Source organism: Sulfitobacter sp. PR48, from assembly GCF_028807335.1.
In the GTDB taxonomy this organism is placed as follows: domain Bacteria; phylum Pseudomonadota; class Alphaproteobacteria; order Rhodobacterales; family Rhodobacteraceae; genus Sulfitobacter.
The window spans coordinates 201,036-226,994 of record NZ_JARAMM010000004.1 but is presented as its reverse complement, the minus strand read 5'-3'; the positions used below and the strand labels follow the sequence as shown (position 1 = coordinate 226,994).

At 63.4% G+C, this 25,959-nt stretch carries 22 protein-coding genes and 1 pseudogene; 11 read left to right on the top strand and 12 right to left on the bottom strand.

Annotated features, from left to right (window positions below; all coding sequences use genetic code 11):
• Nucleotides 1–9 precede the first annotated feature (9 nt).
• Nucleotides 10–1,479, top strand: a complete 1,470-nt coding sequence (tcuA, locus tag PVW51_RS07435) for an FAD-dependent tricarballylate dehydrogenase TcuA (protein WP_274574320.1) — start codon at nucleotides 10–12, stop codon at nucleotides 1,477–1,479.
• A gap of 51 nt (nucleotides 1,480–1,530) precedes the next feature.
• Here tcuA and PVW51_RS07430 read toward each other — a convergent pair whose 3' ends face one another.
• Entirely contained in the window at nucleotides 1,531–2,352 is an 822-nt protein-coding gene (locus tag PVW51_RS07430) for a LysR family transcriptional regulator (protein ID WP_274574319.1), read from the bottom strand.
• Nucleotides 2,353–2,468: 116 nt separating this feature from the next.
• Here PVW51_RS07430 and PVW51_RS07425 point away from each other — a divergent pair, with 116 nt between their 5' ends.
• The 5 genes from PVW51_RS07425 to PVW51_RS07405 all read left to right on the top strand — a co-directional run bounded on the left by PVW51_RS07425 (nucleotide 2,469) and on the right by PVW51_RS07405 (nucleotide 6,642).
• A complete protein-coding gene (locus PVW51_RS07425) occupies nucleotides 2,469–3,644 on the top strand; it encodes an MFS transporter (protein ID WP_274574318.1) in 1,176 nt (391 codons plus the stop codon).
• 1 nt (nucleotide 3,645) lies between these two features.
• Nucleotides 3,646–4,869, top strand: a complete 1,224-nt coding sequence (locus PVW51_RS07420; protein ID WP_274574317.1) for an SGNH/GDSL hydrolase family protein — start codon at nucleotides 3,646–3,648, stop codon at nucleotides 4,867–4,869.
• Nucleotides 4,866–5,636 carry an SDR family NAD(P)-dependent oxidoreductase gene (locus PVW51_RS07415; RefSeq protein ID WP_274574316.1) on the top strand — a complete coding sequence of 257 codons (771 nt, stop codon included), beginning with the start codon at nucleotides 4,866–4,868 and terminating at the stop codon, nucleotides 5,634–5,636. The genes PVW51_RS07420 and PVW51_RS07415 overlap by 4 nt, the downstream gene beginning before the upstream one ends.
• Before the next feature lie 64 nt (nucleotides 5,637–5,700).
• On the top strand, nucleotides 5,701–6,117 hold the full coding sequence (locus PVW51_RS24270; protein ID WP_338019749.1) for an AraC family transcriptional regulator: 417 nt from the start codon (nucleotides 5,701–5,703) through the stop codon (nucleotides 6,115–6,117).
• 153 nt (nucleotides 6,118–6,270) lie between these two features.
• On the top strand, nucleotides 6,271–6,642 hold the full coding sequence (locus PVW51_RS07405) for a hypothetical protein (RefSeq protein WP_274574315.1): 372 nt from the start codon (nucleotides 6,271–6,273) through the stop codon (nucleotides 6,640–6,642).
• A gap of 75 nt (nucleotides 6,643–6,717) precedes the next feature.
• On the opposite strand, the gene PVW51_RS07400 is transcribed toward PVW51_RS07405, so the two are convergent.
• The 5 genes from PVW51_RS07400 to comD are packed head-to-tail and all read right to left on the bottom strand — an operon-like array spanning nucleotide 6,718 to nucleotide 10,767.
• The gene (locus PVW51_RS07400) at nucleotides 6,718–7,173 is read right to left on the bottom strand and encodes a tripartite tricarboxylate transporter TctB family protein (RefSeq protein ID WP_269362409.1); all 456 of its coding nucleotides are present in this window, start codon (nucleotides 7,171–7,173) and stop codon (nucleotides 6,718–6,720) included.
• Entirely contained in the window at nucleotides 7,173–8,675 is a 1,503-nt protein-coding gene (locus tag PVW51_RS07395) for a tripartite tricarboxylate transporter permease (RefSeq protein ID WP_274574314.1), read from the bottom strand. The genes PVW51_RS07400 and PVW51_RS07395 overlap by 1 nt, the downstream gene beginning before the upstream one ends.
• A 26-nt stretch (nucleotides 8,676–8,701) precedes the next feature.
• Nucleotides 8,702–9,658 (bottom strand): tripartite tricarboxylate transporter substrate binding protein, encoded by a 957-nt coding sequence (locus tag PVW51_RS07390; protein WP_269362411.1) that lies wholly within the window; start codon nucleotides 9,656–9,658, stop codon nucleotides 8,702–8,704.
• 46 nt (nucleotides 9,659–9,704) lie between these two features.
• Nucleotides 9,705–10,268, bottom strand: coding sequence for a sulfopyruvate decarboxylase subunit beta (gene comE / locus PVW51_RS07385; protein WP_274574312.1), 564 nt, complete (start codon nucleotides 10,266–10,268; stop codon nucleotides 9,705–9,707).
• 1 nt (nucleotide 10,269) lies between these two features.
• Nucleotides 10,270–10,767: a sulfopyruvate decarboxylase subunit alpha gene (gene comD / locus PVW51_RS07380; protein ID WP_114274869.1), complete on the bottom strand. Its 498-nt coding sequence runs from the start codon at nucleotides 10,765–10,767 to the stop codon at nucleotides 10,270–10,272.
• A gap of 141 nt (nucleotides 10,768–10,908) precedes the next feature.
• On the opposite strand from comD, the gene PVW51_RS07375 reads away from it, so the two are divergent.
• The 4 genes and pseudogenes from PVW51_RS07375 (at nucleotide 10,909) to PVW51_RS07360 (ending at nucleotide 15,986) form a co-directional block, all read left to right on the top strand.
• A complete protein-coding gene (locus PVW51_RS07375; protein WP_269362414.1) occupies nucleotides 10,909–11,814 on the top strand; it encodes a LysR family transcriptional regulator in 906 nt (301 codons plus the stop codon).
• Between the two features lie 122 nt (nucleotides 11,815–11,936).
• Nucleotides 11,937–13,334: an FAD-binding oxidoreductase gene (locus PVW51_RS07370; protein ID WP_274574311.1), complete on the top strand. Its 1,398-nt coding sequence runs from the start codon at nucleotides 11,937–11,939 to the stop codon at nucleotides 13,332–13,334.
• A 444-nt stretch (nucleotides 13,335–13,778) separates the two neighbouring features.
• Nucleotides 13,779–13,928: pseudogene (locus PVW51_RS24290) on the top strand (BapA prefix-like domain-containing protein); the annotation flags it as partial.
• 816 nt (nucleotides 13,929–14,744) lie between these two features.
• Nucleotides 14,745–15,986: a hypothetical protein gene (locus PVW51_RS07360; protein ID WP_274574309.1), complete on the top strand. Its 1,242-nt coding sequence runs from the start codon at nucleotides 14,745–14,747 to the stop codon at nucleotides 15,984–15,986.
• A gap of 143 nt (nucleotides 15,987–16,129) precedes the next feature.
• Here PVW51_RS07360 and PVW51_RS07355 read toward each other — a convergent pair whose 3' ends face one another.
• On the bottom strand, nucleotides 16,130–17,830 hold the full coding sequence (locus PVW51_RS07355; RefSeq protein ID WP_274574307.1) for a hypothetical protein: 1,701 nt from the start codon (nucleotides 17,828–17,830) through the stop codon (nucleotides 16,130–16,132).
• A gap of 388 nt (nucleotides 17,831–18,218) precedes the next feature.
• On the bottom strand, nucleotides 18,219–20,486 hold the full coding sequence (locus PVW51_RS07350) for an adenosylcobalamin-dependent ribonucleoside-diphosphate reductase (RefSeq protein ID WP_274574306.1): 2,268 nt from the start codon (nucleotides 20,484–20,486) through the stop codon (nucleotides 18,219–18,221).
• Nucleotides 20,487–20,619: 133 nt separating this feature from the next.
• On the opposite strand from PVW51_RS07350, the gene PVW51_RS07345 reads away from it, so the two are divergent.
• Nucleotides 20,620–21,051, top strand: coding sequence for a DUF1489 family protein (locus PVW51_RS07345; protein ID WP_269367269.1), 432 nt, complete (start codon nucleotides 20,620–20,622; stop codon nucleotides 21,049–21,051).
• 82 nt (nucleotides 21,052–21,133) lie between these two features.
• On the opposite strand, the gene murA is transcribed toward PVW51_RS07345, so the two are convergent.
• From murA to hisS, 4 genes are all read right to left on the bottom strand, one after another.
• Nucleotides 21,134–22,444, bottom strand: coding sequence for a UDP-N-acetylglucosamine 1-carboxyvinyltransferase (gene murA, locus PVW51_RS07340; protein WP_274574305.1), 1,311 nt, complete (start codon nucleotides 22,442–22,444; stop codon nucleotides 21,134–21,136).
• Nucleotides 22,445–22,608: 164 nt separating this feature from the next.
• Complete coding sequence (gene hisG, locus PVW51_RS07335; protein WP_269367267.1) at nucleotides 22,609–23,298, bottom strand: ATP phosphoribosyltransferase; 690 nt, start codon at nucleotides 23,296–23,298, stop codon at nucleotides 22,609–22,611.
• Nucleotides 23,295–24,374, bottom strand: a complete 1,080-nt coding sequence (locus PVW51_RS07330) for an ATP phosphoribosyltransferase regulatory subunit (protein ID WP_274574303.1) — start codon at nucleotides 24,372–24,374, stop codon at nucleotides 23,295–23,297. The genes hisG and PVW51_RS07330 overlap by 4 nt, the downstream gene beginning before the upstream one ends.
• A complete protein-coding gene (gene hisS, locus PVW51_RS07325) occupies nucleotides 24,374–25,867 on the bottom strand; it encodes a histidine--tRNA ligase (RefSeq protein ID WP_274574302.1) in 1,494 nt (497 codons plus the stop codon). The genes PVW51_RS07330 and hisS overlap by 1 nt, the downstream gene beginning before the upstream one ends.
• Between the last annotated feature and the right edge of the window lie 92 nt (nucleotides 25,868–25,959).

Sequence of the window (25,959 nt, the reverse complement as noted above, 5' to 3'; positions counted from 1 at the left end):
TGAGATTCAATGCCGAAATCAGTTATCGTCGTCGGAACAGGAAACGCAGCGCTATGCGCCGCCATTGCCGCCCTGGAAAAAGGCGCGCAGGTTCTTTTGCTGGAAAAGGCGGACGAGGCGCTGGCAGGCGGCAACACCAAGTATACTGCCGGTGCCATGCGCTTTGCCTATCAAGGCAAGGAGGATCTGATGCCGCTTCTGCGCGATCCCGAAGATCCGCGTCTGGATGTCACAGATTTCGGCAGCTACACGGTTGAAAAGTTCAGCGAGGACCTGCTGGGCTTCAACGATGGCCGTCCCCTCTCTGCCGAGCAGCAGAGCCTGGTCACCACATCGGGCGAGACGATGAAATGGCTGGCGACACATGATGTCACCTTCGAGCCGATCTACAGCCGCCAGAGCTTTGAAAAGGACGGGCGGCATGTGTTCTGGGGCGGTCTGACCCTGGCTGCCCGGAATGAAGGCGTTGGCCTGTTTGACATGGAACTGGCGGCGGTGCGCCGTCTGGGGGGCAAGGTCCGCTTTGACAGTGCCGTGACCGGGTTGCTCCGGGAGGGCGACCGTGTCACCGGCGTGAAAGTCGGTGAGGAAGAGATACGGGCCGATGCCGTCATCCTCGCCTCGGGCGGGTTCGAGGCCAGTGAGGACCTGCGCGTGCGCCACATGGGGCCGAACTGGAAAGCGGCCAAGGTGCGCGGCACGCCGCATAACACCGGCGACGGGCTGACCCTGGCGATGGCGGCGGGTGCAGAGGCCTATGGCCTTTACAGCAGCGGGCACGCAACCCCGATGGACCTGCATATGGCTGACTTCGGCAACCTCGACCTGGCGCCGGGCGAGCGCAAGAACTACCGGAAAATCTGCTATTTCCTGGGGGTCATGGTAAACGCCGAGGGGAACCGTTTCGTCGACGAAGGCGCGAATTTCCGCAATTATACCTATGCGCAATACGGTGCCGCGATCCTTGACCAACCGGGGCAATTCGCCTGGCAGGTGTTCGACAGCAAGGTGTTCGATCTGCTTTATGCCGAATACCGCTTCGACGACGCGCATTTTGTTGAGGCCGATACGCTGGAGGATCTGGCCGCACAGATGACCGGCGTCGACGGTGCAGGCGCGCTGGCGACCCTGCAAAGCTACAATGCGGCGGTCGATGAAACCCGGCCATTCGATCCGACCAGGCTTGACGGCAAGGGCACCCCTTCCCTCGCCTTGCCCAAATCGCATTGGGCCCAGAAGATCGACACCCCGCCCTTTCGCGCCTATCCGGTGACGGGCGGGATCACCTTTACCTATGGCGGGTTGAAGGTGAACGAAGACGGCAATGTAATGCGCCAAGACGCAACGCCGATTGCGGGGCTCTACGCCTGTGGCGAGCTTGTGGGCGGTGTCTTCTTTGCAGGCTACCCCGGCGGTTCGGGCCTGACCTCAGGCGCTGTCTTCGGCCGTCGCGCAGGCTATGGCGCTGCGCTGTCCTGAGGGTTGCGCGGCGCGATCCGGATCGCAATGCCCGGACAGCGCGCCCGCAGGCTATCTGTCAACCCGACCTTTGCGGACCAGATGCGCGACAACGGTTGAGACGCGGGCGGGCAGCGCCGCCGCTTTTCCGAGGTAGACGACATGGAATTCCTCGCGGGCGACGGGTGCGTCAGGCACAAGCTCCAGGCGGCCTGTCGCGAGTTCTTCCCTGACAAGGAACCGGCCCACGCGGGCCGTGCCGTTGCCATGCAGCGCCAGCGCCGCCAGGGTATTGCCGTCGGTTGCCCTCAGCCGTGATGCCGCCTCGCGCCAGATCGGGTCGCGGCGGGCATAGGCAAATCCGATGGGGTCGTGAGGGCCACCGGCGGCCCTGACGGTTATCACCTCGCTGACGCCAAGGGATTGCGCCCGCATTGTCGAATCCGGCAGCGGCCCGGCCCTTACCCCCAGATCGACCGGCTGACCGCCCATGTCGATCAGACCATCCCCGATCAGCAACTCGATCTCCAGGTCCGGATACTGGCGCAGCAAGGCAGGCAGGATCGGCGCAAGGATGTGGTTGGCATAGGCGGCACTGGTGGCGATGCGGACAATGCCCGCGACCGGGCCGCAGCCGACCTCGCGCTCGGCCTGATCAAGGGCTGCAAGGATCCCGCGGGCGGACCGCGCAAAGGCTGTCCCCTCGTCGGTGATGGTGATGCTGCGCGTGGTGCGCCGCATCAATGTGACGCCAAGCCGCTGTTCCAGCCGGGTCATCATCTTGGACACCGCAGAGGGCGTCATGCGGCGCGCCAGCGCAGCGGCAGAAAAGCTGCCCTCGTCGACGACGGCAAGGAAGACATCCATTTCCTGCAGGCGATTGGTATCTCGCATCGGCACAACCTGTGAATTCACGGCATAGGTATTGTTATGCTTTGACGTATTAATTCACAAGGCAGGCACTGCCAGTTTCCCCTGAGCCAGGACGTTCATCACAAGGAGACTGCCAGATGGCCTTTTCAACACAGGTGGAGCAGGCGGAGACACCCGCGCGCCTGCTGCCGCTCATCGCGCTCGGGATCGGGGCCTTCGGGATCGGGCTTACGGAATTCATCATCATGGGCCTGCTGCCGCAGGTGGCGAGCGATCTCGGCGTCGGCCTGCCGTCGGCCGGGCTGCTGATCACGGGCTATGCGCTTGGCGTGACCATCGGCGGGCCGGTTCTGGCGATTGCCGCCAGCCGTCTGCCGCATCGGGCGGTTCTGGTGCTGGTGATGGCGATCTTTACCGCCGGGAACCTGCTTTGCGCCCTCGCCCCGGGTTTCGGGCTTGCGCTGGCGGCACGGGTGATCACCGGCTTCGCCCATGGCACGTTTTTCGGCACCGGATCGGTCGTGGCACAGGCCATCGTGCCGCCGCATCGCAAGGCCTCGGCGATTGCCACGGTGTTCACCGGGCTGACCCTGGCCACCGTTCTGGGCCTGCCCTTCGGCACCTGGCTGGGGCAGATCTTTGGCTGGCGCGCCACCTTCTGGGCGGTTGCGGGGATCGGAGCCGTGGCCCTTGCCGCCATCGCCCTCTTCGTGCCGCAGACCGATGCGGGCACACCGCTGAAGCTGCGGCAGCTGGCGCTGTTCCTGCGGCCCGCACCGCGGCGGGCGCTGACGATGACGGCGCTGGGATATGCCGGGGTGTTCATGGTCTTCACCTATATCACCCCGCTGCTGACCGAGGTGGCCGGCGTGCCGGAGCGGCATGTGGCGCTTTACCTGTTGCTCTTTGGACTGGGGATTGTCGGTGGCAATGTCGCGGGCGGGCGGCTTGCCGACCGCTGGCCCGGTGCATCGGTGCCGGTGGTGCTGGCGGGGCTTGCCGCGGGGCTTTTCATCCTGCGCGTCGCGCTTGCCCTGCCGGTCCTTGCGGCCCCGGCGATGCTGCTGCTCGGCATGCTGGCCTTTGCCACCCTTGCCCCGCTTCAGAACCACATGATGGCCCGCAGTCCCGCCGGGGCCGACACGCTTGGCGCCACTTTGAACATTTCCGCCTTCAACCTCGGCAATGCCATCGGCGCATGGCTTGGCGGTCTTGCCCTCACGACAGGCTTCGTCCTGTCCTCCCTGCCGCCCCTCGCGGCCCTGTTGCCCCTGGCCGCCCTGGCGCTGGCCTTCCTTCCCGAAAGGACCTGACATGCGCACTTTTTCCCAAGCAACCGCGACCCTGCTGACCATGAGCCTCGCAACCCCCGCGCTTGCCGAAAGCTGGACCCCGGCCTGGATGGCCAGCCCGCAAGCGGTCTGGCGCGATACTTCCGTCTTTGAGACCGGCCTGCCGGACGGCATTGCCGGTGCGACGATCCGCCAGCCGCTGACGCTTGGCTATGGGGCGGCGCACCTGCGGCTGGTGTTGTCGAACCTGCACGGCACCCAGCCCCTTCCGATCGACGCCGTGAGCCTGGCGCAGAGCGCAGGTGCGGCCAGGGCCGAGGCACCGCAGCCCGTTCTTTTCGGCGGCAGGCCCGGCACATTCATCGCGCCGGGGGCAACATTCGTCTCGGACCCGGTGCATTTTCCAGCCGAGGCCGGGGCCCGGATCGCCGTCACATTGACCTTTGGACCGGGGGCCGTGGCCGAGGATTTTCACTGGGACGCCCGCGAGACCAGCTATCTGGTCGATGCCGACCGCCCTGACCCGGCGGTCCTGAGCGAGATCCCGGCGCGGCTGACCCTGAGCGCGGTGCTGTCGGACCGGCCCGCGCGACAGGTGGTCGTGGCGATGGGGGATTCAATCACCGACGGCAACGGCGCGCCGATGGATGCCATGGCACGCTGGCCCGATTTCCTCGCCCGCGCCCTTTCGGCCAGAGGGATTGCCGTGGTCAATGCGGGGATCTCGGGCGCACGGCTGCTGAGCGATGGCATGGGGCGCAGCGTGCTGGCACGGCTTGAGAGCGACGCGCTGGCGGTGCCCGGGGCCGATACGCTGGTGCTGCTGATCGGCACCAATGACATCGCCTGGCCCGGCACGCCATTCGCGCCCGAAGAGCCGCCGATGCGCCTTGACCGCCTTCAGGCCGGGCTGCTGCAGGTCGCGGCGCGCGTCCAGGCGCAGGGCATGCGCCTGATCCTCGGCACCGTCCCGCCCTTTGACGGCGCGCTGCCGGGCACACCGATGGAAACGCGCTACTGGAGCCCCGAAAAGGACGCCCTGCGCCGCGCGTTGAACAACTGGCTGCGCGGTGCCGATTTTCACGATGGCCTTGTGGATTTCGACCAATTGCTTGCCGACAGGGATGACGACATGCGCCTGAACCCGGCCCATGACAGCGGCGATCACCTGCATCCGGGGGCGGAGGGCAACCGGGCCATGGCCGACGCCGTGGCAGAGACACTTCTGAAAGGACTGGACCAATGAAGATTGATCTTGGCGGCAAGACCGCCCTCGTTACCGGCTCGACCAAGGGCATCGGGAAAGCCACGGCAAAGGCGCTGGCACAGGCCGGGGCCGATGTCATCCTGCATGGCCGGAACCCGGAGGAGGTCACCGAACTGGCAGCGGCGCTCGGCACACGTGGCATCGCCGCCGATCTGGGCACGGCGCAGGGCTGTGCCGAACTGGCGGCAGCCGCCGGAGACATCGATATCCTCGTCAACAATGCGGGGATCTTTGTGCCATGTGACTTTTTCGAAACCGAAGACGCGGAATGGGACCGGCACTGGCAGGTCAACGTGATGAGCGCCATGCGCCTCAGCCGTGCCCTGGCCCCTTCCATGGTCGCAAAGGGCTGGGGACGGATCGTCATGCTCGGCTCGGAATCCGCCTTCAACATTCCGGCCGAGATGATCCACTATGGCGTGAGCAAGACGGCTGACGTGGCACTGGCGCGCGGGCTGGCCAAGCGCCTTGCCGGAACTGGCGTCACGGTGAATTCGGTCCTGCCCGGCCCGACACTGAGCGACGGGCTGCGCGAGATGCTGGCCGAACGCGTGGCGCAAACGGGCCGTACCCTCGAAGAGGTCGCTGCCGATTTCACGATGGAGGCCCGGCCAGGTTCGATCATCCGCCGTGCGGCCAGCGTGGAAGAGGTCGCGCATATGATCGTCTACGCCTGTGCCCCGCAGGCCTCGGCCACCACCGGTGCCAGCCTCAGGGTTGACGGCGGGGTGGTTGAAACGCTGTAGCGCCTTCGCGCTGGTGAATGGACGTTAGCCCGTCAGGCCAGAACACCTGCCGCCACTCCGCGACATGCGTTTCCCGGCGGCAGGGCATTCAGGAAGGGATGGCGCTGGCGCTTGCCCCCTCTGCCCGCTGGACGCAGGTGTTCCCGCGCGACCGAGCCATTGGCACCTTCTGTCAAGGGGGCCCGCAAAGATCGCCCGTGCGTTGGAATACATGTCCGCCCATGTGCAAGATCCGCTCACGGTGCCGGGTATCGCCGAGGCTGTCGGTGCCCCGACCCGGCGTCTTCAGGATGCCTTCAGGGTTGCGACGGGTCAGCGCCCCTGGGAAATTCTGACGGCGATGCGGCATGAACGCGCGCGGGCGCGGCTTCTGGCGGGGGCTGGTCGCTCTGTCACGGCGATTGCGCTTGACTGCGGATTTCCTACCTTGGCCGTTTCGCACAGGCGTACCGGGCTGCCTATCACGAGCCGCCTTCGGTGACGCTGGGCCGCTCGAAACGCGAGGCCGGGGTCAGCGGCTGAACGCCTCACGGTCGCGCAAAGCGGATAACCCGCGCGCAGATCGGATAGAGGGGTTCTCATGGGTCCCGTAGACTAGAACAGCACGGCTGTCGTGCGCGAAAGGACCGAAGCTATGCCCATGCTTGCGGACCAAACCGTTTCAGCATCGCCTGATTTCTTTGGTTTCGAGCGGGCGCAATGCGATCTGCCCCGCTACCGGGGCGGTGCGGGCGGCTTTGGCCTGACGCGTGTGTTTGTCATGTTCTGCGCGACAGCCGGCGCATTCGCTGTACTCATGAAGGCGCAGCAATCGTTTGACAGCGGCCAGATGGTGATCTGCGGCAATGTCTCCGTGCCCATTGATCACCGCAGACCGGACAGCGACCGGATCACCATTGCCTTCAACCCCTGCAAGGCGCATGCGCTGACGCCCGAAGCCGGTCCGGTCTGCGCCGAAGCCTATCCCGACATCACCGCGCGGACCCTTCCGTCGACGGGCTGCTGACCCTGATCGAGACGCATCTCGAAGGCTCCGCCGCCACGGATCTTTCGGCGCGCGCCTGGCGCACAAGGTCGGCGTTCAGGGCAGCGGAACGTGCAGCACGTAACGAAAGAGCGCGAAAAACGCTATCATGACCGCCGCGCCGCTTCCCGCGTAGAGCGCCGCCGTCGTTACCGTCCACCGGTCATGCATTGCCGCGATGAGCCCGCCGGCAAAGGCAATCGCGCCGCTGGCGAGAAAACCGATATGCGGGATGGCGAGGCTTGCCGCGAACATGGCCAGGATCAGCAGAACCCGCCGCCACCAGGTGCCGGTGCCGAAGCCGCCGCTTTCGCGCGGATGCAGGAAGCGGGTGACGAGGGACAGCCCCGCCGTCAGGATCATCAGGAGTGCGACGGTGCGTGGAAAGACCTGGCTGTCGCGGTCGTAGTACCCCGTGGTGTCGTAAAGTGCGACGATCCCCATGATCACGAAGAGCGCGGAAATCACCAGCGATCCCACATGGCCTTCCGGCTGGCGTTGCTGGTCCGGCATCAGCTTTGCTCCGGTGGTTTCTTACGCTGCCGCCACGCGGTATAGAGCGGCAGGAACAGGCTGAGCAGCGTGAAGGCGATGATCCCCTGCGCGATGGGCCGCCCGAAGAACATGCCGAAGAGGTTGCCGGTGGCCGAGCCGATGGTCCAGCCCTGCACAAAGCCCTGTTCGGCGATGGGGCCAAGGATCAGGCCCAGCACGATGGGCGAGGCTGCAAAACCGAAGCGCCCCACGACCCAACCGAAGACACCGAGGCCCAGCATCAGGATCACATCCGTGACGCTGTTGCGGATGGAGAAGGTGCCGATGATCGTCATGAAACCCACCGTCGGGACAAGGACGGCCTTGGGAATGTTCACGATCGACTTGTAGGCATAGCGCCCGATCAGCAGGCCCGCGGGCAGCATCAGCACCGTGGCAATCAGCAACCCGTAGATGAAGGTATAGACGATGGAGCCGCTCTGGCTGAACATCGTGGGGCCGGTGCGCACGCCCTGCACCAGCAGCGCGCCCAGCACGATGGCATCGGGCGGTGTGCCGGGGATGCCCAGCACCAGCGTCGGGATGAAACCCCCGCCGACGGTCGCGTTGTTGGCGGATTCCGTGGCAAGGATGCCGTCAGGCTCGCCCTGCCCGAACTTCTGGTCGGGCAGGGCGCTGCGCTTGGCCTCGGAATAGGCGACAAGACCGGCAACGGACCCACCCGCGCCGGGCAGAATGCCGATCAGGGTGCCGATGACGGACGATCTGATCAGGTTGAACTTGGACCGCGCGGCGATGCGGAACGCCTCTCCGATGCGGACGGAACGCACGTCTTCCTCGACCTTGAGGTGCCGGTCCGGCGTCGCCACAAGGTCGATCAGCACGGGGATACAGTATAGCCCGATCAGCGCGCCGATCACGCCAAAGCCGCCGACCAGCATCTGGCTGCCGAAAGTCAGGCGAATATCGGCAGAAACCTCCGCCACGCCAACGGTGGAAAGCAGCATGCCGAAAGCGCCCCCCGCCAGCCCCTTCATCAGGTTGCCGGTAGAGAGCGAGGCAATCAGCGACAGGCCGAAGATCGACAGCCAGAAATATTCTATCGGGCCGAAGGCCAGCGCCACCTTGGACAGGGGCGGCGCCAGAAGCAGCAGCGCGAAGGCCCCCACGAGCCCGCCGACAACGGAGGCAAAGCAGGCAAGGGCGACCGCAAGGTCACCGTCGCCGCGTTTCGCCATCGGATAGCCGTCAAAGGTGGTGGCGATGGCAGAGGGCGTGCCGGGCGTGTTCAGCAGGATCGCCGCATAGGCCCCGCCATAGATCGCCCCGGTATAGATCGCGCCCAGCAGGATCAGCGCCGAGGCGGGGTCCATGCTGAAGGTGATCGGCACCAGCACGGCCAGCGCCATGGTTGCGGTAAGGCCCGGGATCGAGCCGACAATCGTGCCCGCCACCACACCGAACAACGCCAGAACCAGGTTGAACGGTGTCAGGGCGGACAGGAAATGACCGAATTCCATGATATAAGGCCTATGCGCGGATCAGCTTACTCGATCAACCCTGCCTCGCGGGCGTCATTGAGGTATTCCTCGCTGCGCGCGGCCATGAAATCCTCCATGCCAGCGGCCTCCACATCCAGCATCGCAAAGCCGTTATCCAGCATCTGCTGACGGAAAGCGGGGTCATTGTTGATCTCGGCGATCATGTCGGACCACATGCCTGTGACCTCGTCGCTGGCCGATTTCGGCAAAGCGATGCCGCGATAGGCGCCGCCCACCATGTCATAGCCCAGTTCCTTGAAGGTCGGGACATCGGGGAACAGCGGGTGACGTTCCTCCATCGCGACGGCCAGCATGCGCACCTCTTCGCCCTGAGTCGCAGCCACGGTGGAATAGCCCCACTCGGCCTTCACCTGGTTGCCCAGAAGTGCTGTGACAGCGGCCCCGGTGCCCTTGAACGGCACATAGGTCGTCTGGATATCGGCCATCTTGTCGAACTTGATATGTGCAAGGTGGTTGGCCGTGGCCTTGCCCGAGCCGGAGATGGTGACCTGCGCCGGGTTCGCCCTGGCATCCTCGACCAGATCTTCCAGCGTCATATAGGGGCTGTCGGCGCGCACGATGATCGCATCCGGCGTGAAGTGGAACATGTGAAAGACCTTCAGGTCCTCGGTCTTGAAGCCGACATCCTTCTGTGCCGGCTTGATGATGATATGGGGCAGGTTCACGCCCATGATCGTCTGGCCGTCATCGCTCAGCCCGTTCAGCGTGGCCCAGGCCACCGCACCGCCGCCGCCGGGCTGGTAGGAGATCACCAGGTCCTGGCCGAACTTGTCCTTGAAGAAGGGTTGCTGGAAGCGGGCGGAAATGTCGGATTCGCCCCCCGGTCCGAATGGGATGATATAATTGACCGGCCCGTTGAGTTCGGCCGCGCTGGCACCACTTGCCAGCGATGCGGTCACGGCAAGGGCTGCGCCCATCTTCAGAAATGTTCTTTTCAGCATGTGTTCCTCCCAGAGCTGCTTGCTATCGGCGTTTGCGCCGTCTTGATTACGCGTTGGCCTCCTTCAACGCGTTCATGAACCGGTCGCGGATCACGACCGGATCGGTCGTGATGACCGATACGGGGATGTTCCCGCTTTCGCATTTGCACACGATGATGGTCATCCTGTCACTGGCCAGCGCGGCTTTCATGACATCTGCACATTCCTCGGCCTGACATTCGATGACATTCTCGCAGCCGCAGGCCACGGCCACCTTGGCCAGCGAGGTTTTCATGCCCGCATAGGTCGGCTGATCCCCGGTGGAGCCGTAGCTGCCATTGTCGATGATCAGCAGGATGAAATTGTCGGCCACGTTGTTGGCGATGGTCGGCAGCGTCCCGAAGTTGGTCAGCACGGAGCCGTCACCGTCTATCGAGATCACCTTTTTCGACTGGGCCAGCGCCACGCCCAGCCCGATGGAAGAGGCAAGGCCCATCGTGCCCAGCATGTAGAAGTTCGTGGGCTGGTCATCCAGCATGTGCAGTTCCTGGCTGGGCAGGCCGATGTTGCAGACCACGAAATGGTCGGAAATCACCGGGACCAGCGTGCGCAGGACGTCAGATCGGATCATGTCAGTACCCTTTCCAGAAAGTGGCATCCGTCAGGATCGCGACCGGTTTGTTGCACATGAAGGTGTACTGCAAGATCTTGTCCAGTTCCTCCGCGTCGGATTCATGATGGAAATGATAGGTCGGGATGTGAAGCTGATTGAGCAGCGCCTTGGTATGCACCGCCATTTCGACCTGGCAGGCCACCGGCTCCCCCAGTTCGCCGCGATAGGAAATCAGCATGGGCAGCGGCATCCGGTAGAACTGGGTCAGCGTGACCAGCGTGTTCACCGTCACACCCAGGGCGGTGTTCTGCATGATGATCGCGGCGCGTTTGCCCCCCATGAAGGCACCGGCGCAGATGCCGATCCCCTCGTCTTCCTTGTTGGCGGGAATGTGATAGATGTCTTCGGACCGGTCCACTTCGGCGATCACCCCTGCAAGCTGCTTGCAGGGAACTGTCGTCACCAGTTTCACGTCATTCTTGACCAGATCGGCGACGATCTTTGCGTCGATGCTCAAGTGCAGGCCTCCCCCTGGATAGGTTCATACTTCCCGATCTTGCGCGATAAGAGAACCTTTAACAAACCAACATTCTTTTCCCATTTGTAAATTAATGCTTTAGTAAATCCTCTGTTCAAACGTTTCGTGAAAGCTGCGCAAGTGTCCATCGTCCTGTTCAAAACCCTGATCGCCGTCGCAGAAGAAGGCAGTTTCAACGCGGCGGCGGACCGTGTCTGCGTCACCCATGCGGCAGTCGGCCAGCAGATGAAGCGGCTGGAAGAGACCCTTGGCGTCGCCCTGTTCGACCGGTCGCAGAAGTCGCCGCGCCTGAACCAGCTGGGGCGCGCGATGGTACCCAAGGCCAAGGAGGTCGTTGCCGCCTATGAGACGATTCTCGATGACCTGACAGGTGATCCGCGCCTGATCGGGGACATGGTGCTGGGGGCGGTGCCATCCACGCTGCGCGGGCTTGTCCCCAAGGCGATGAAGGGGCTGATCGGGCAATATCCCGACCTGCGCATCCGGGTTGTGCCGGGGTTAAGCCCTGCCCTGCAGGAGATGGTGGAGAACGGAACCGTCGATGCCGCGCTGGTGAGTGAACCGAACCGCACCCCCGCAACGATGACATGGACCCCTTTCGTGGCCGAGAAACTGGTGCTTTTGACCTCGGTCGAGGTGACGGAAACCGATCCCGTGCGCATCCTTGAAACCAAACCCTTCATCCGCCACAGCGCGCTCTCTGCCATCGGGATCATGGCGGAAGACTGGCTGGCCCGCCGCAAGCTGAAAGTGCGCGACATGATGGAGATGAGCTCGCTCGATACCATCGCAAGCATGGTGGCGCATGATCTGGGCGTCTCCATCGGGCCGGATTTCTGCGTGCCGGACCCGATCTTTGGCAGCCTGCGCAAACTGGCGCTGGGGCCCACGGCCCCGTCGCGGACACTGGGGATCCTGAGCCGCGCCGATTGCTCGAAATACCGTCTGGTGGCACGGTTCCTGGAGGAGCTGATCGGGACGGTCGAGGCCGCTGGCGGGCGGGCATTTCCTAAAGAGATGGCTTAGATAATCGCAAATTATCTTGCCTTGCTAAAGATCGCTTTTGCCACAGAATGAGCCCGTACCACGAACCAGAAGACAGGAGTACCGGGCAGTTGGTGGCACTGAAAACGCCGGAAGACAGAATTTTGAATGATATCAGGAGCATCGTCGGGGATGCCGCCTGCAGGTCCGGGGCGGATGCCGCGCGTTACTTCGAAGACCCGCGCGGCAGCTTCACCGGCAGGGACTGCCTTGTTGTCCTGCCCGAGACGACGGCGCAGGTGTCACAGATCGTCCGGCTGTGCAATGCAAACGGCATCGCGATCATCCCCTATGGCGGCGGCACGGGCGTGGTGGCCGGGCAGCTTTCGCTCGACAGCAACGATGCCATCATCCTGTCGCTGGAGCGGATGAACCGGGTGCGCAGTGTCTCGCCGGACGATTTCGTGATGGTGGCCGAGGCGGGCTGCGTGCTGGAGAACATCCATGCGGAGGCTGCGCGGCACGACCTTATGTTCCCGCTCAGCATGGCGTCAAAGGGCAGCTGCACCATCGGCGGCAACCTGGCCACCAACGCAGGCGGGATACAGGTGCTGCGCCATGGCAATGCCCGCGATCTCTGCCTGGGGATCGAGGCGGTGATGCCTTCCGGCGAAGTCCTGGAGGAACTGAGCCCGCTGCGCAAGAACAACACGGGATATGACCTGCGGCACCTGCTGATCGGCAGCGAGGGCACCCTGGGCATCATCACCGCCGCCAGCCTGATGCTGAAGCCGCGTGACCCGGAAGCCGTGACCGCCTTTTGCGCCATCACCTCACCGGCGGATGCCCTGCGGACATTGCGCGCCCTGCGCCGGGCCATCGGCAACCGCATGAACGGCATGGAACTGATGAGCGGGTTCGGCGTGGGCCTTGTGTGCAGGCATTTCCCGACATTGAGGAAACCCTTCGCCGGGGACCATGATTGGTATCTGCTGATCGACACCGCGGGCAACCGGGGCCTGCGTGATGAAACCGAGGCGGCGCTGGCGGATTGTATCGAGCAGGGTTTTGTCATCGACGTGGTGATGGCCGAATCCGAGGCGCAGCGCGACGCGCTCTGGACACTGCGCGAGCATACGCCCGAGGCCAACCACAGGACCGGCGCCTTCTGCAGCAGCGATACCGCCGTGCCGATCGGCCGGATCGACGCCTTCGTGTCCCGGACCCATGCGGCAGTCACCGCTGTGCATCAGGGGCTGCGCACAAACAGCTATGGCCACATCGGCGATGGCAACATTCATCACAACGTCTTTCCGCCCGAGGGGATGGCCAAGTCGGATTTCCTGCAGGCCCATCCCGGGATCGCCAATCGCGTGCGCGAGGCAATCAACGAGGCGACCCTGTCGCTGGGCGGATCAATCAGCGCGGAACACGGGATTGGCCGTTTGAAACGAAATGACCTGAAGAAACACGCAAGCGCGAGCAAGATGACCGTGTTGCGCCAGATCAAACAGGCCATCGACCCCAACAACATCATGAACCCCGGCGCGCTGCTCGACTGACCCGCCGCTGGAGCGGCTGTGACGTCAGACCTGGCAAGAGGATCATAGGATCCTCAGGTCAGCTTCGGGCACCCGGGTCGGGGCCGCCCTGCTCTTTTCGTTTTTACCGCAATGCATTGCGTCAGTGCTGGCGCTGCACCCTGGACCGCCGCGCATGGCTTATTCTCTCATAAATCATTGATAAAATGAAACCACCGACTGCTTTGGCTGGGTGAAACGTGGTGGGCTGCGCTCTGTCGCCGCGTTCAGTTCGGTTTGAAATATTGAAAGATCGCCAACACGACGCGAGCGACGTGAACCAATCGGTGCCCATGGGAATCATGCAGCCTGATCCGAGCGGCAAGAGCCTGAGTTCTCGATTGAATATATACTTAAGTTATGATTTATATTCTTTAGAATGCAACTTACGACACCCTCGCGTGGGGTGTGGAGAGGACGTGCCCCATGGCCAACACTGTTTTACAAGCAGGACAAGAGATTAACATTCGAATCGATGCGCTTCAGTCGGACATCGCCCGTTACACTCGGCAGGGCGATGTGCTGACTGTCGAATTGAAAAATGGCGATACGATTGTCATCAAGGATTACTTCAAGCCTGCAAAGGACGGGTCCCTGCACAGCCTGACGCTTGGCGACGATACCAATGTTGATATCGAAGGTAAGCAGGATGAAGGGCTGAGCGAAGAAGAACAGGCTGGCCTGGTCGCGGCAGGTTTGGCGGGCCTGGGGCTGGCAATGTCTGCCGGTGGCGGCGATAGCGACGACGGAGACGCGGATGCCGACGCAGATGCGGATGCCGACGCTGATGCAGATGCTGACGCCGATGCCGATGCTGACGCCGATGCGGATGCTGACGCGGATGCGGATGCCGACGCTGATGCAGATGCCGATGCTGACGCCGATGCGGATGCCGACGCTGATGCAGATGCTGACGCCGATGCTGACGCCGATGCGGATGCTGACGCGGATGCGGATGCCGACGCTGATGCAGATGCGGATGCCGATGCTGACGCCGATGCGGATGCAGACGCGGATGCTGACGCCGATGCGGATGCTGATGCGGATGCTGACGCAGACGCCGATGCAGACGCTGATGCGGATGCGGATGCTGACGCTGATGCCGATGCTGACGCGGATGCGGACGCCGATGCTGACGCAGACGCAGACGCAGACGCCGATGCGGATGCTGACGCCGACGCGGATGCAGACGCCGACGCCGATGCGGATGCAGACGCCGATGCCGATGCAGATAGCGAACAAGGTTTCCTTGATCCGCTTCTCTCAGACGATGGTCTTCTCGGGGGCCTGACCGGAAATGACGGGCTTCTCGGGGCTGTCACAGGCTCGGACGGTTTGCTTGGAGATCTGCTCGGCGACGACGGTGTCCTGGGTGACGCCGGCAACGATCTGTTGGGCCAGCCGGTCGTCGGTGACGGCACAATCTCCGACGAGACCGGCCTGCTGGATGGTGTTGTGGGCAACGATGGATTGCTTGGTGCCGTCACCGGAAACGACGGCGTCCTTGGGGATGTCACGGGTTCCGATGGCTTGCTTGGCGATCTGGTAGGCAACGATGGTGCCTTGTCGGATCTCACCGGCGCTGATGGCCTGGTCGGTGATCTGGTTGGAACCGGGTTGCTTGGGACAACTGACGGAGATGGCGGAACCGGCGGCCTGCTGGACGGCGTGCTCGGTGAAGATGGCATCGTTGGTGGCCTGCTCGGCGGCGACGGTGGTCTGCTGGACGGCGTGATTGGCGACGAAGGCATTGTTGGTGGTCTGCTCGGCGGTGACGGTGGCCTGCTGGACGGCGTGATTGGCGACGAAGGCATTGTTGGTGGTCTGCTCGGCGGTGACGGTGGTCTGCTGGACGGTGTGCTCGGCAACGAGGGTATCGTTGGCGGGTTGCTCGGCGGCGACGGTGGTCTCCTGGACGGCGTGATCGGCGACGAGGGTATCGTTGGCGGGTTGCTTGGCGGTGACGGCGGTCTGCTTGATGGCGTGATCGGCGATGAAGGCATCGTTGGCGGGTTGCTCGGTGGCGACGGCGGTCTGCTGGACGGTGTGCTCGGCGACGAGGGTATCGTTGGTGGCCTGCTCGGCGGCGACGGCGGTCTGCTGGCAAGCATTGGTGCCGAAGATGGCCTGCTCGACCCGGTGATCGCGGACGGTGGTCTGCTCGGTGACGTGACCGGGAACGAAGGCCTGCTCGACGATGTGACCGGGTCCGACGGTCTGGCCGGCGATCTTGTCGGTGACATGGGCCTGCTGGGTGACGTGACCGGGGAGAACGGGCTGGTCGGTGACCTGACCGGTGTCGGCCTGCTGGGCGACGGCAGTGATGGCGGCCTTCTCGGTGGCGGCCTGCTGGATGGTGTGCTCGGTGACGAAGGCATCGTTGGCGGCTTGCTTGGCGGTGACGGCGGCCTTCTCGGTGGCGGCCTGCTGGACGGTGTGCTCGGTGACGAAGGCATCGTTGGCGGGTTGCTCGGCGGTGACGGCGGTCTGCTGGATGGTGTCCTCGGCGATGAGGGTCTCGTTGGTGGCCTGCTCGGCGGTGGCGACGGCCTGCTGGACGGTGTAGCCGGTGAAGACGGGCTGCTGGGCGGGTTGCTCGGTGGTCTGGGCGGTGGAGCAGACGACATCGTCTAACCGGTGGTTCGATAGAACAACGAAACAATCTCAAGCCCCGCATTAAATGTGGGGCTTGTTTGCATTTCAGCCGGCTGTCGCGATGGGAGAGCGCATTTGCCCCGCACTCAGGGTTGGAACTTTATGGCGGTCCCCGAAAGCGTTCAGCGCTCCAATGCCGGTTTTCCGAGCTGCCTTTGTTTTTGCTGATCGCATAGGGCGATAAAACCGTCCCGCTCTTTCAGATACGCCCGATATGCGATCAACCCGGACAGATAATGTTCGACATCGTCGATGCGCACCCGAAAGCCGTGATGGCGAATGAAAAAGCTTCCGGTGACAGAAGCCGGATTTCGGAAATACATCGCAACTTCGGGAAAAAAGAACCCATTGGTCAGATATTGCGCCCGGTGTTCCATCGCTTCGCGAAACGCATGGAGATCCAGCGCGTCGATGACCGGGGCCAATGATGCGTCCTGCAGCGCTCTTTGCAGCAGCAGCCGGGTGGCACAACACAGTTCCAGCAGGGTCGGAAAGGTGGTGATCCGCTCGCGGATAAAGGGCAGGTAGTCCCGGACGTTGCGGATGCCGAAAGCGATGTATTTCGGGTCGGTGTAATGACGCGACAATTCGTTGACGCAATAGGCCAGCCAGTGATCGTTGTACTGCCAGTAATCCTTGTCGATGAAATAATCGACGGCACGCCGGGTCGCATCCAGCCAGCGCTGATCGCCCGTGGCACCGTAAAGCCGCATCAGCCCGAATGCGGCTTCTCCGTCATAATAGACCGTGCGAAAGTCCTCTTTCGGGGTCAGGGTGTCCGCATCCAATACGTGGCAAAAGCTACCGTCCGCCCGTTGCATCGACAAGATGCCGTTGCCCAGCCGACGCGCCAGCTCAAGAACGGTTCTGTCGCCTGTCACTTCGAAAAACTTGCAGCACGCCAGAATCGCAACGGCGTTGCCGCCAAGTTTAACTTCCCTGCCCGTGTCCATCAGAAAGGCGGAAGTGCCGTCCGGTCCCTTGCTGTATTTGACAAGGTTTTTCGCGATCTGCCTTAAAGACCGGTCAATGGCCGCGCGAAGATCATCTCTCTGCGTCAACTCATAGGCTTCACACAGCGCATAGGTGCTGCTGGCATGACGCAATGTGTTGTAGTGGTTGATCGGACGGTCAAAGCAGGGATGCCTGCCATAATGGAACATGCCGTTCTCGTTCACCTGAGCGGCAAGATACCCGGCGCTTTCATTTATCATAAAATCGAGATTGGCAGGCTGCATGATGTCGAAAATGCGCCGGCCACCATTCGGCCCGGACGGTTCGAGGCTGACAATATCGCCGCTGTCACGATCACGAAACATCCCGTCAGTTGAGAAGAGATGGACGGTGTCGGCGTCTTTGGGAACTTCAAACGTTTTGCCAAACCGCCTTTTCCAGTAGATCCCGAAGTTGTTGAGGTTGATTTCGCAATACGGGACCTGCGCGCCCTGATAAAGCAGGGCGCTGCCGTTCAGTTCACCTTCGGTGATCGCATGCTGGAAATCCGCATCCAGAGACAGCCCCTTGCGGCTGTAGTTGCGTTTCACCTTCTGCATCGCGGCCTTGTAGGTGGCAAAGGATACCGCCTGTACCGAGGTCGCCCAGTCCAGGCGCAGATGACGCGCGCCAAGCATCTGCAAAGGGCCTTTTTCCTGCAGCGCTTCGCGCAATTCATCCAGCGATGAAGCCGTGATTGTCCTGACCCGCGCCCGGCTGTCCCCATCCGTCGCAGAAACAAAGACAACAAAACGCGGATAAGGCGCTGGAAGAGCGGATACCCGCGAGGCGAACTCATCCAGAAATTTCGATACGCCTGTGGTTTTCATAAGGATTCAGCGTTCGCGGTTGGGATTTTTATCAGCTTGGGAATGTAAACACACATACCGCATGACCTGCACCCCTGAAAGGTCCGCGATTTGAGCTTGGCCTGTTCTCCAGCCGGGGAGACAGAGGATGAAGAGAGGCCGTATCAGCGATGGACGGTTCATTCACTGCCCGGCAGCGCATTGCGCGGCAATGTCACGAAAGGGGGCGATACGACATTCACCGATAACATCGGGGGTGAAACAGACCGCCGTTCACCAGTCCCCACCACATACGCAATCGGCCCCGGATTGCTCCGGGGCCGCTTTCTCACCATCTCAGCCAAAATGACATTGTGAGACGGTCAGGTCATGTCGCGTGGCACATCACAAACAACAGGCACCCCCACCCCTACCCGCATTTGGAATGACCGCAGGAAGCGCAGGTCATGCAGCCTTCGATCATGCGCATGTCGAACTGCCCGCAGGACGGACAGGCCTTGCCACGGGGGGCGTCGAGGCCGACCACGCGGGCCTGGGGATCGGTTTTCAGGCCCAGCCCCTCGCCCGCGATGAAGCCTGTTGCAATCATATGCTGTTCGATCACGCCGCCGATGGCCGCCAGGATCGAGGGGATGTATTTGCCCTTCATCCAGGCCCCGCCGCGCGGGTCGAAGACGGCTTTCAGCTCCTCCACCACGAAGGACACGTCGCCGCCACGCCGGAACACCGCCGAGATCATCCGCGTCAGCGCCACGGTCCAGGCGAAATGCTCCATGTTCTTGGAATTGATGAAGACCTCGAAGGGGCGGCGGTGCCCGTTCAGCACGATGTCGTTGATGGTGATGTAGAGCGCATGCTCGCTGTCGGGCCATTTGACCTTGTAGGTATTGCCTTCCAGCTCGCTCGGCCGGTCCAGCGGTTCGGACATATAGACGACCTCGCCGCCTTCCCCGACCAGCACCGGCTTGTCCCCGGACTTGGTGTCGCTGACCGACAGCACCGATCCCGTCACCTCGTTCGGGCGGTAGGTCGTGCAGCCTTTGCAGCCCTGATCCCAGGCTGCCATGTAGACATCCTTGAAGGCGTCAAAGCTGATGTCTTCCGGGCAGTTGATGGTCTTGGAGATGCTCGAATCCACCCATTTCTGCGCCGCCGCCTGCATCTTGACGTGGTCCAGCGGGGCCAGTGTCTGGGCGTTGACGAAATAATCGGGCAGTTCTGCGTCGCCTTTCAGCTCGCGCCACATCTGCACCGCGTAATCGACAACCTCCTCCTCGGTCCGGCTGCCGTCCTTTTGCAGGACCTTGCGCGAATAGGCATAGGCAAAGACCGGCTCGATCCCCGAACTGACGTTTCCGGCATAAAGGCTGATTGTGCCGGTGGGCGCGACGGAGGTCAGCAGCGCGTTGCGGATGCCGTGTTCGCGGATCGCGTCGCGCACATCCTCGTCCATCATCTGCATGGTGCCCGAGGCAAGATAGGCATCGGCGTCGAACAGCGGGAAAGGCCCCTTCTCTCTGGCCAGCTCGACACTGGCGAGATAGGCGGCACGGGCGATCTGCTTCATCCATTCTTCGGTCTGTGCGGCAGCCTCGTCAGAGCCATAGCGCAGGCCGGTCATCAGCAATGCATCCGCCAGACCGGTGACACCCAGCCCGATGCGCCGCTTGGCCTGCGCCTCGCGCGCCTGCGCTTCCAGCGGGAATTTCGACGCGTCGACGACATTGTCCATCATCCGCACCGCTGTCGCCACCAGTTCGCCCAGCGCCTCAAGGTCCAGACCGGCGTCCGGCTCAAAAGGGTTGCTGACCAGCCGCGCCAGGTTGATCGACCCCAGCAGGCAGGCACCATAGGGCGGCAGGGGCTGTTCTCCGCAGGGGTTGGTTGCGGCGATGGTCTCGCAATAGCTCAGGTTGTTGGCCTGGTTGATCCGGTCGATAAAGATCACGCCCGGTTCGGCGAAATCATAGGTGGCGCGCATGATGCTGTTCCACAGGTCGCGGGCCTGCAGGGTGCGATAGACCCTGTCGTCAAAGCGCAGCTCCCAGGGGCCGTCCGCTTTTACCGCCTCCATGAAGGCATCGGTGATCAACACGGACATGTTGAACATGCGCAGGCGCGCGGGGTCGGATTTGGCGGCGATGAAATCCTCAACATCCGGGTGATCGCAGCGCATGGTGGCCATCATCGCGCCCCGGCGCGATCCCGCCGACATGATGGTGCGGCACATCGCGTCCCAGACATCCATGAAGGACAAGGGGCCGGAAGCATCGGCGGACACGCCTTTGACATCCGCCCCCCTGGGCCGGATGGTCGAGAAATCGTAACCGATGCCGCCGCCCTGCTGCATGGTCAGCGCGGCCTCTTTCAGCATGTCGAAAATGCCGCCCATGCTGTCCGGCACCGTGCCCATGACAAAGCAGTTGAACAGCGTCACCCGCCGCGCGGTGCCTGCGCCTGCGGTGATGCGGCCTGCGGGCAGATACTTGAAATCCTCCAGTGCGGCGTAGAACGGCTTTTCCCACTCGGCGGGGTTCTTCTCCACCTGCGCGAGGTCGCGGGCGATGCGCAGCCAGGTGTCCTCCACCGTCACATCGCGCGGCGTGCCATCGGCGTCCTTGAAGCGATACTTCATGTCCCAGATCTGTTCGGCGATGGGGGCGGAAAATCGGGACATGTCGAATCTTTCGGCTGGATCAGGAAGGAGACCAAGATAACTCATCCAGCGCCAAACCACCACCACACTTTGAAGGTGCCGCCCGATGCACTACCTTATATCGTGGCTCTGGGGTGAGTCTGGGGAAAAGCCTGTGGATAAATACGTCAACCTGATCAAGCTGAGTGTCGGGACCGAAAGCATCGAAGGTCTGGAGGACTGGCAACGCCAGCGGTCCAGGCAGATCAAGGATGGGAAATACTACCACGTCACCCGGATGTGGCCCAAGCGCGAGGCCGAGGTGCTGAACGGCGGGTCGATCTATTGGGTGATCAAGGGCGAGGTGCAGGCGCGCCAGCGCATCCTGGGTTTCGATGAAATGATCGGCAATGACGGCATCCGCCGCTGCGGCATCGTGCTGGATCCGGAAATCATCCGCGTCTCACCCGCGTTGCGGCGGCCGTTCCAGGGCTGGCGCTACCTTGACCCCGCCGACGCCCCGCCGGACCTGCGCAAGGGACAGGAAGGCGACACCGCCCTGCCCAGCGAGCTGAACCGCGCGCTGGCCGAGATCGGGGTGATCTGAAGGATCAAATCCGCCACCGGCCGTGCCACCGCGCGCAGGTCCGGCCGGTAGAATACGGATGTCAGCGGCAGCGGCCTTACCGTCAGACCCGCGCCGGCACCCGGGTAATTTTTGCACCCAGGGCGTTCAGCCGCTCGTCAATCCGCTCATAACCCCGCTCAATCTGCTGAGCGTTGTTGATGCGCGAGGTCCCCTCGGCCCCCATCGCCGCGATCAGCATCGCCATTCCGGCGCGAATATCGGGGCTTTCGACACGGGCACCGCGCAATCTGGTCGGCCCGGACACGACGGCACGATGCGGGTCGCAGAGCACGATCCTCGCGCCCATCGAGATGAGCTTGTCGGTGAAGAACATCCGCGATTCGAACATTTTCTCGAACATCAGCACCATGCCTTCGCATTGCGTTGCGGCAACCAGGGCGATGGACATCGCATCCGCGGGGAATGCCGGCCAGGGCTGATCCTCGATCTTGGGCACGTGGCCGCCGAAGTCCGGTTCGATCGTGAGTTTCTGGGCCGCCGGGACAATCAGATCGTCGCCTTCGATGCGGCAATGGATACCCAGACGCTCGAACCCCATCAGCGTTGAGCGGAGATGTGTCACACCGGCATCGCAGATCCGCAGTTCCGATCGCGTGACCGCAGCCAGACCGATGAAGGAGGCAACTTCGATGTGGTCAGGGCCTATGCGATGGGAGGCGCCCCCCAGGGTACGGCCCCCGTGGACCGTCATGCAGTTGGTGCCGATCCCCTCAATCTTTGCGCCCAGCGCCATCAGGAAGCGGGCGAGATCCTGGACATGCGGCTCTGACGCGCAGTTGCGCAGAACGGTCAGGCCACGCGCCGCGACAGCGGCACACAGCGCGTTCTCGGTCGCGGTAACAGAGGGTTCGTCCAGAAACACGTCAGCACCCGTAAGGGCGCGCGCCCGGAAGACATAGGCGTCATTGACCGAGATATCGGCACCAAGTTCCCGAAGGGCAAGGAAATGCGTATCGAGACGCCGCCGCCCGATCACGTCACCACCGGGCGGCGGCAGCGTAAGCTCACCGCAACGGGCAAGCATCGGACCAGCCAGCAGGATCGACGCTCTGATCCGCATGCAAAGATCGGGGTCAAGATCGGTCGGGCTGAGCGTATGGGCGTGTATCCGCAGGGTGTTGGGACCGGTCCAGGTTGTCTCGGCACCGATCGAGGCGATCAGTTCAAGCAATGCCTCAACATCGCGGATGCGCGGGACGTTGGACAATTCAACGGGCTGATCGGTCAGCAAGGTTGCGGCAATGATCGGTAGCGCCGCGTTCTTGTTCCCGGCTGGCGTGATGCTGCCAGCAAGCCTGTGTCCACCTTCTACGATATATTCGACCCGCTCGTGCGGTTGCGCCACTGCCATAACTGCCTCATCTGTTTTCAACGGAGGGTAACGCACTGACCGCCGAGCACAAGCGCTGAGGTTCATCAGCCAGCGCCTCTATGCACCGGGGCTGCATCCATAAGCCGGAGAGGAAAGGCGGATTTGCATCGCCACCGGCTGCGGCAGGCGATGGCACGGCCACCCTACCCCAGCCGCGCTTCCAGTTCTTTCAGCGTCTTGCGGATCCGTTCATCCATCGGGGCTGTCCGGCTGCGCCAGAGCGTCGCCTGAGAGCGCAGCACCATCCCGTCACAGAGAATCTTGAGGTGATTGGCGCGCAGGGTCTCGCCGCTCGACGTGATGTCGGCAATTGCCTCGGCGGTTTCATTGGCCACCGTGCCTTCGGTCGCGCCCTGGCTGTCGACCAGCGCATAATCGGCCACGCCGCTGTCGCGCAGGAAGTTGCGGACCAGCCGGTGATATTTGGTGGCGATCCGCAGGCGGAATCCATGCGCCGCGCGAAAGGCGGCGGCGGCGGCATCCAGATCGTCCAGAGTGTCCACGTCGATCCAGGCCTTGGGCACCGCGATGATCAGATCCGCATGGCCGAACCCCAGTTCCTCCACCGGTTCGACCAATTGTTCCCAAAGCGCCAGCTTTTCCTGCACCAGGTCGGTGCCGGTGACCCCCATGTGAATGCGCCCCGCGGCCAGTTCGCGGGGGATTTCACCGGCAGACAGCAGGATCAGGCTGACCCCCTCGATCCCTGCGACCGCCCCGGCATATTCCCGGTCAGACCCGGTGCGTTGCAGAGTGATTCCGTGTTGTGCGAACCAGTCAAAGGTCTTTTCCATCAGCCGCCCCTTGGACGGCACCCCGAGCTTGAGCGTCATGGCGCGCCCTCCAGTACCAGCATCAGGCCCGGACGCATCACACCGCCCACCGCCGGAATCTCGCGCCCCTGCCCCAGCCGCCGGGTCAGCGCGTCATAGCGCCCGCCACTGGCAATCGTCGGCAGGTCCGCGCGCGCCTCGGCCCGGAAGCCAAAGACAAACCCGTCGTAGTATTCCATCGACGACCGGCCATAGCTGGCCTCGAACATCAGGTTGTCGGTGTCCACGCCCCGCGCCCGCAGCGCCGCCTCGCGCGCGGTGACACGGGCCACTGCCGGGGCGATGTCGGGCATGTCCACCGCCAGGTCGTGCAATTGGCTGAGCGCATGTGGCATCACCTCGCGCACCTCCAGCAAGGCCTCGATCTGTTCCACCTCGCGACCCGACAGCGGCGGCGTCGCCGCATCTTCTTGCAGGGCCGCGATACGCTCCTCGATGTCGGCGCGGCTGCGCAATCCGATCAGCGGGGCGTCATTGCTGGCCTGTCCGGCCAGCAGCGCGGCACGGCTGGGCGGCATCGGCGTGCGCCCGGAAAACCGGTCCAGCAGCGCACGGAACCGGCGCGGCCGCCAGATGTGCCGCATCAGCGCATGCCTGCGCCGGGCGCTGGTCTGCAATCCTTCCACCGCCGCCATCAGCACGCCGATGTCGCCGGTCACCGCGCGCAGGGGCAGGCCCCGCAATGCCTCGGCAATCAGGGCAAAGACCTCGGCATCCGCCGCCGCCGGATCGGCGCGGTCAAACACCTCATAGCCGACCTGGATGTATTCATTGGCGCGGTCCGGGTCTTCCTCCTGCCGGCGAAACACCTCGCCGGAGTAGGTATAGCGCGCGGGTTCGGCACCCTCGGCCATATGCATCTGCACCACCGGCACGGTGAAATCGGGGCGCAGCATCTGCTCCCCCCGCAGCGCGTCCGAGGTGACATAGGCACGCGCGCGCATGTCCTCGCCGTAAAGCTCCAGCAGGGTAGTTGCCGGCTGCAGGATCGGCGGTTCCACCAGCGCCGCACCCTTCGCCTCGAACATCGCGCGCAGGGATGCTGCGCGGGTCAGGGTTTCGGAACGTGTGGGCATCACTGGTCGTCCAGAATTTCGCGGACCTTCGCGACCAGTTGGTCGCGCGGCACTTCGTACTGGCTGGGCCGGTCCTTCCATTCCTCATGGGTGGCACTTTCGGCGATCTTCGCGCCCAGGATCAGGTCCTTGATCTGCACCACGCCCCGCGCGTTTTCATCCCCGCCCTCGATCACGGCAACGGGGCTGTTGCGCTTGTCCGCATATTTCAGCTGGTTGCCAAAGTTCTTGGGGTTGCCCAGATAGACCTCCGCCCGGATGCCCGCCTGCCGCAACTCGGCCACCATCGCCTGATAATCCGCCATGCGGTCACGGTCCATCACGGTGACGACCACGGGGCCGGGATCGGCCGCCACGCCCGCGCCCTTCATCGCCAGCGCCGCCAGCAGCCGGTCCACACCGATGGAGACACCGGTGGCCGGCACTTCCTGCCCGGTGAAGCGTTTCACCAGATCGTCATAACGCCCGCCCCCCGCGACAGAGCCGAAGTTCCGGGTGCGGCCCTTTTCGTCCTGGATTTCGAAGGTGAGTTCAGCTTCGAAAACCGGGCCGGTGTAATAGCCCAGGCCACGCACGACGGAGGGGTCAATCTCAACCCGGTCCGGCCCGTATCCACCCGCTTTCAACAGATCAGAGATCAGGTTCAGTTCATCCACGCCCTGCATCCCGACATCGGATCCGGTAACAAGGCCGCGAAGCCGGTCGACCGTCTCAGCGCCCGACGCGCCTTTGGCCTGCATGAAGCCCATCACGACATCGGCTTGTGGGCCGTCCAGCCCCGCACCTTTCGTAAAGTCACCGCTCTCGTCCTTGCGTCCTTCACCCAGGAGCGCGCGAACACCCTCCGGGCCCAGCCGGTCCAGCTTGTCGATCGCGCGCAGCACGATCCCGCGCTCGGCTTCCTTGTCGTCCCCCGAGAGGCCCGCCACTTCCAGCACGCCATTGAGCACCTTGCGGTTGTTCACCCGCACGATGTAGTCGCCGCGTTCGATCCCGACCTCTTCCAGACAATCCGCCAGCATCGCGCAGATCTCGGCATCCGCCGCCACCGACGGCGCGCCGACGGTATCGGCATCGCATTGGTAGAACTGGCGGAACCGCCCCGGTCCCGGCTTTTCATTGCGCCAGACCGGGCCCATCGCATAGCGCCGGTAGGGGGTCGGCAGATCGTTGCGGTGTTGCGCATAGACCCGCGCCAGCGGGGCGGTCAGGTCATAACGCAGCGCCAGCCAGTCGCCGGGCCTGTCGCCCTCGGCGTCCTCCTGCCAGGCGAACACCCCCTCGTTGGGGCGGTCCACATCGGGCAGGAACTTGCCCAGCGCCTCGACGGTCTCCACACCGGAACTTTCCAAGGCATCAAAGCCATAGCGGTGATAGACAGAAGCAATCTTGCGCAGCATCTCGGCCCGATGCGTGACCTCGGCGCCAAAGTAGTCGCGGAACCCCTTCGGGGTCTCGGCCCTGGGGCGGGGGGTCTTCTTGGGCTTGGCCATGATACCTGTTCCTGTCAGCGCTGCATCTGCGCCTGCCTCTACCCCAGCCCCCTTGCAAGGGCAAGCGACGCAAGGGCTGCTTGCCCCCTGCT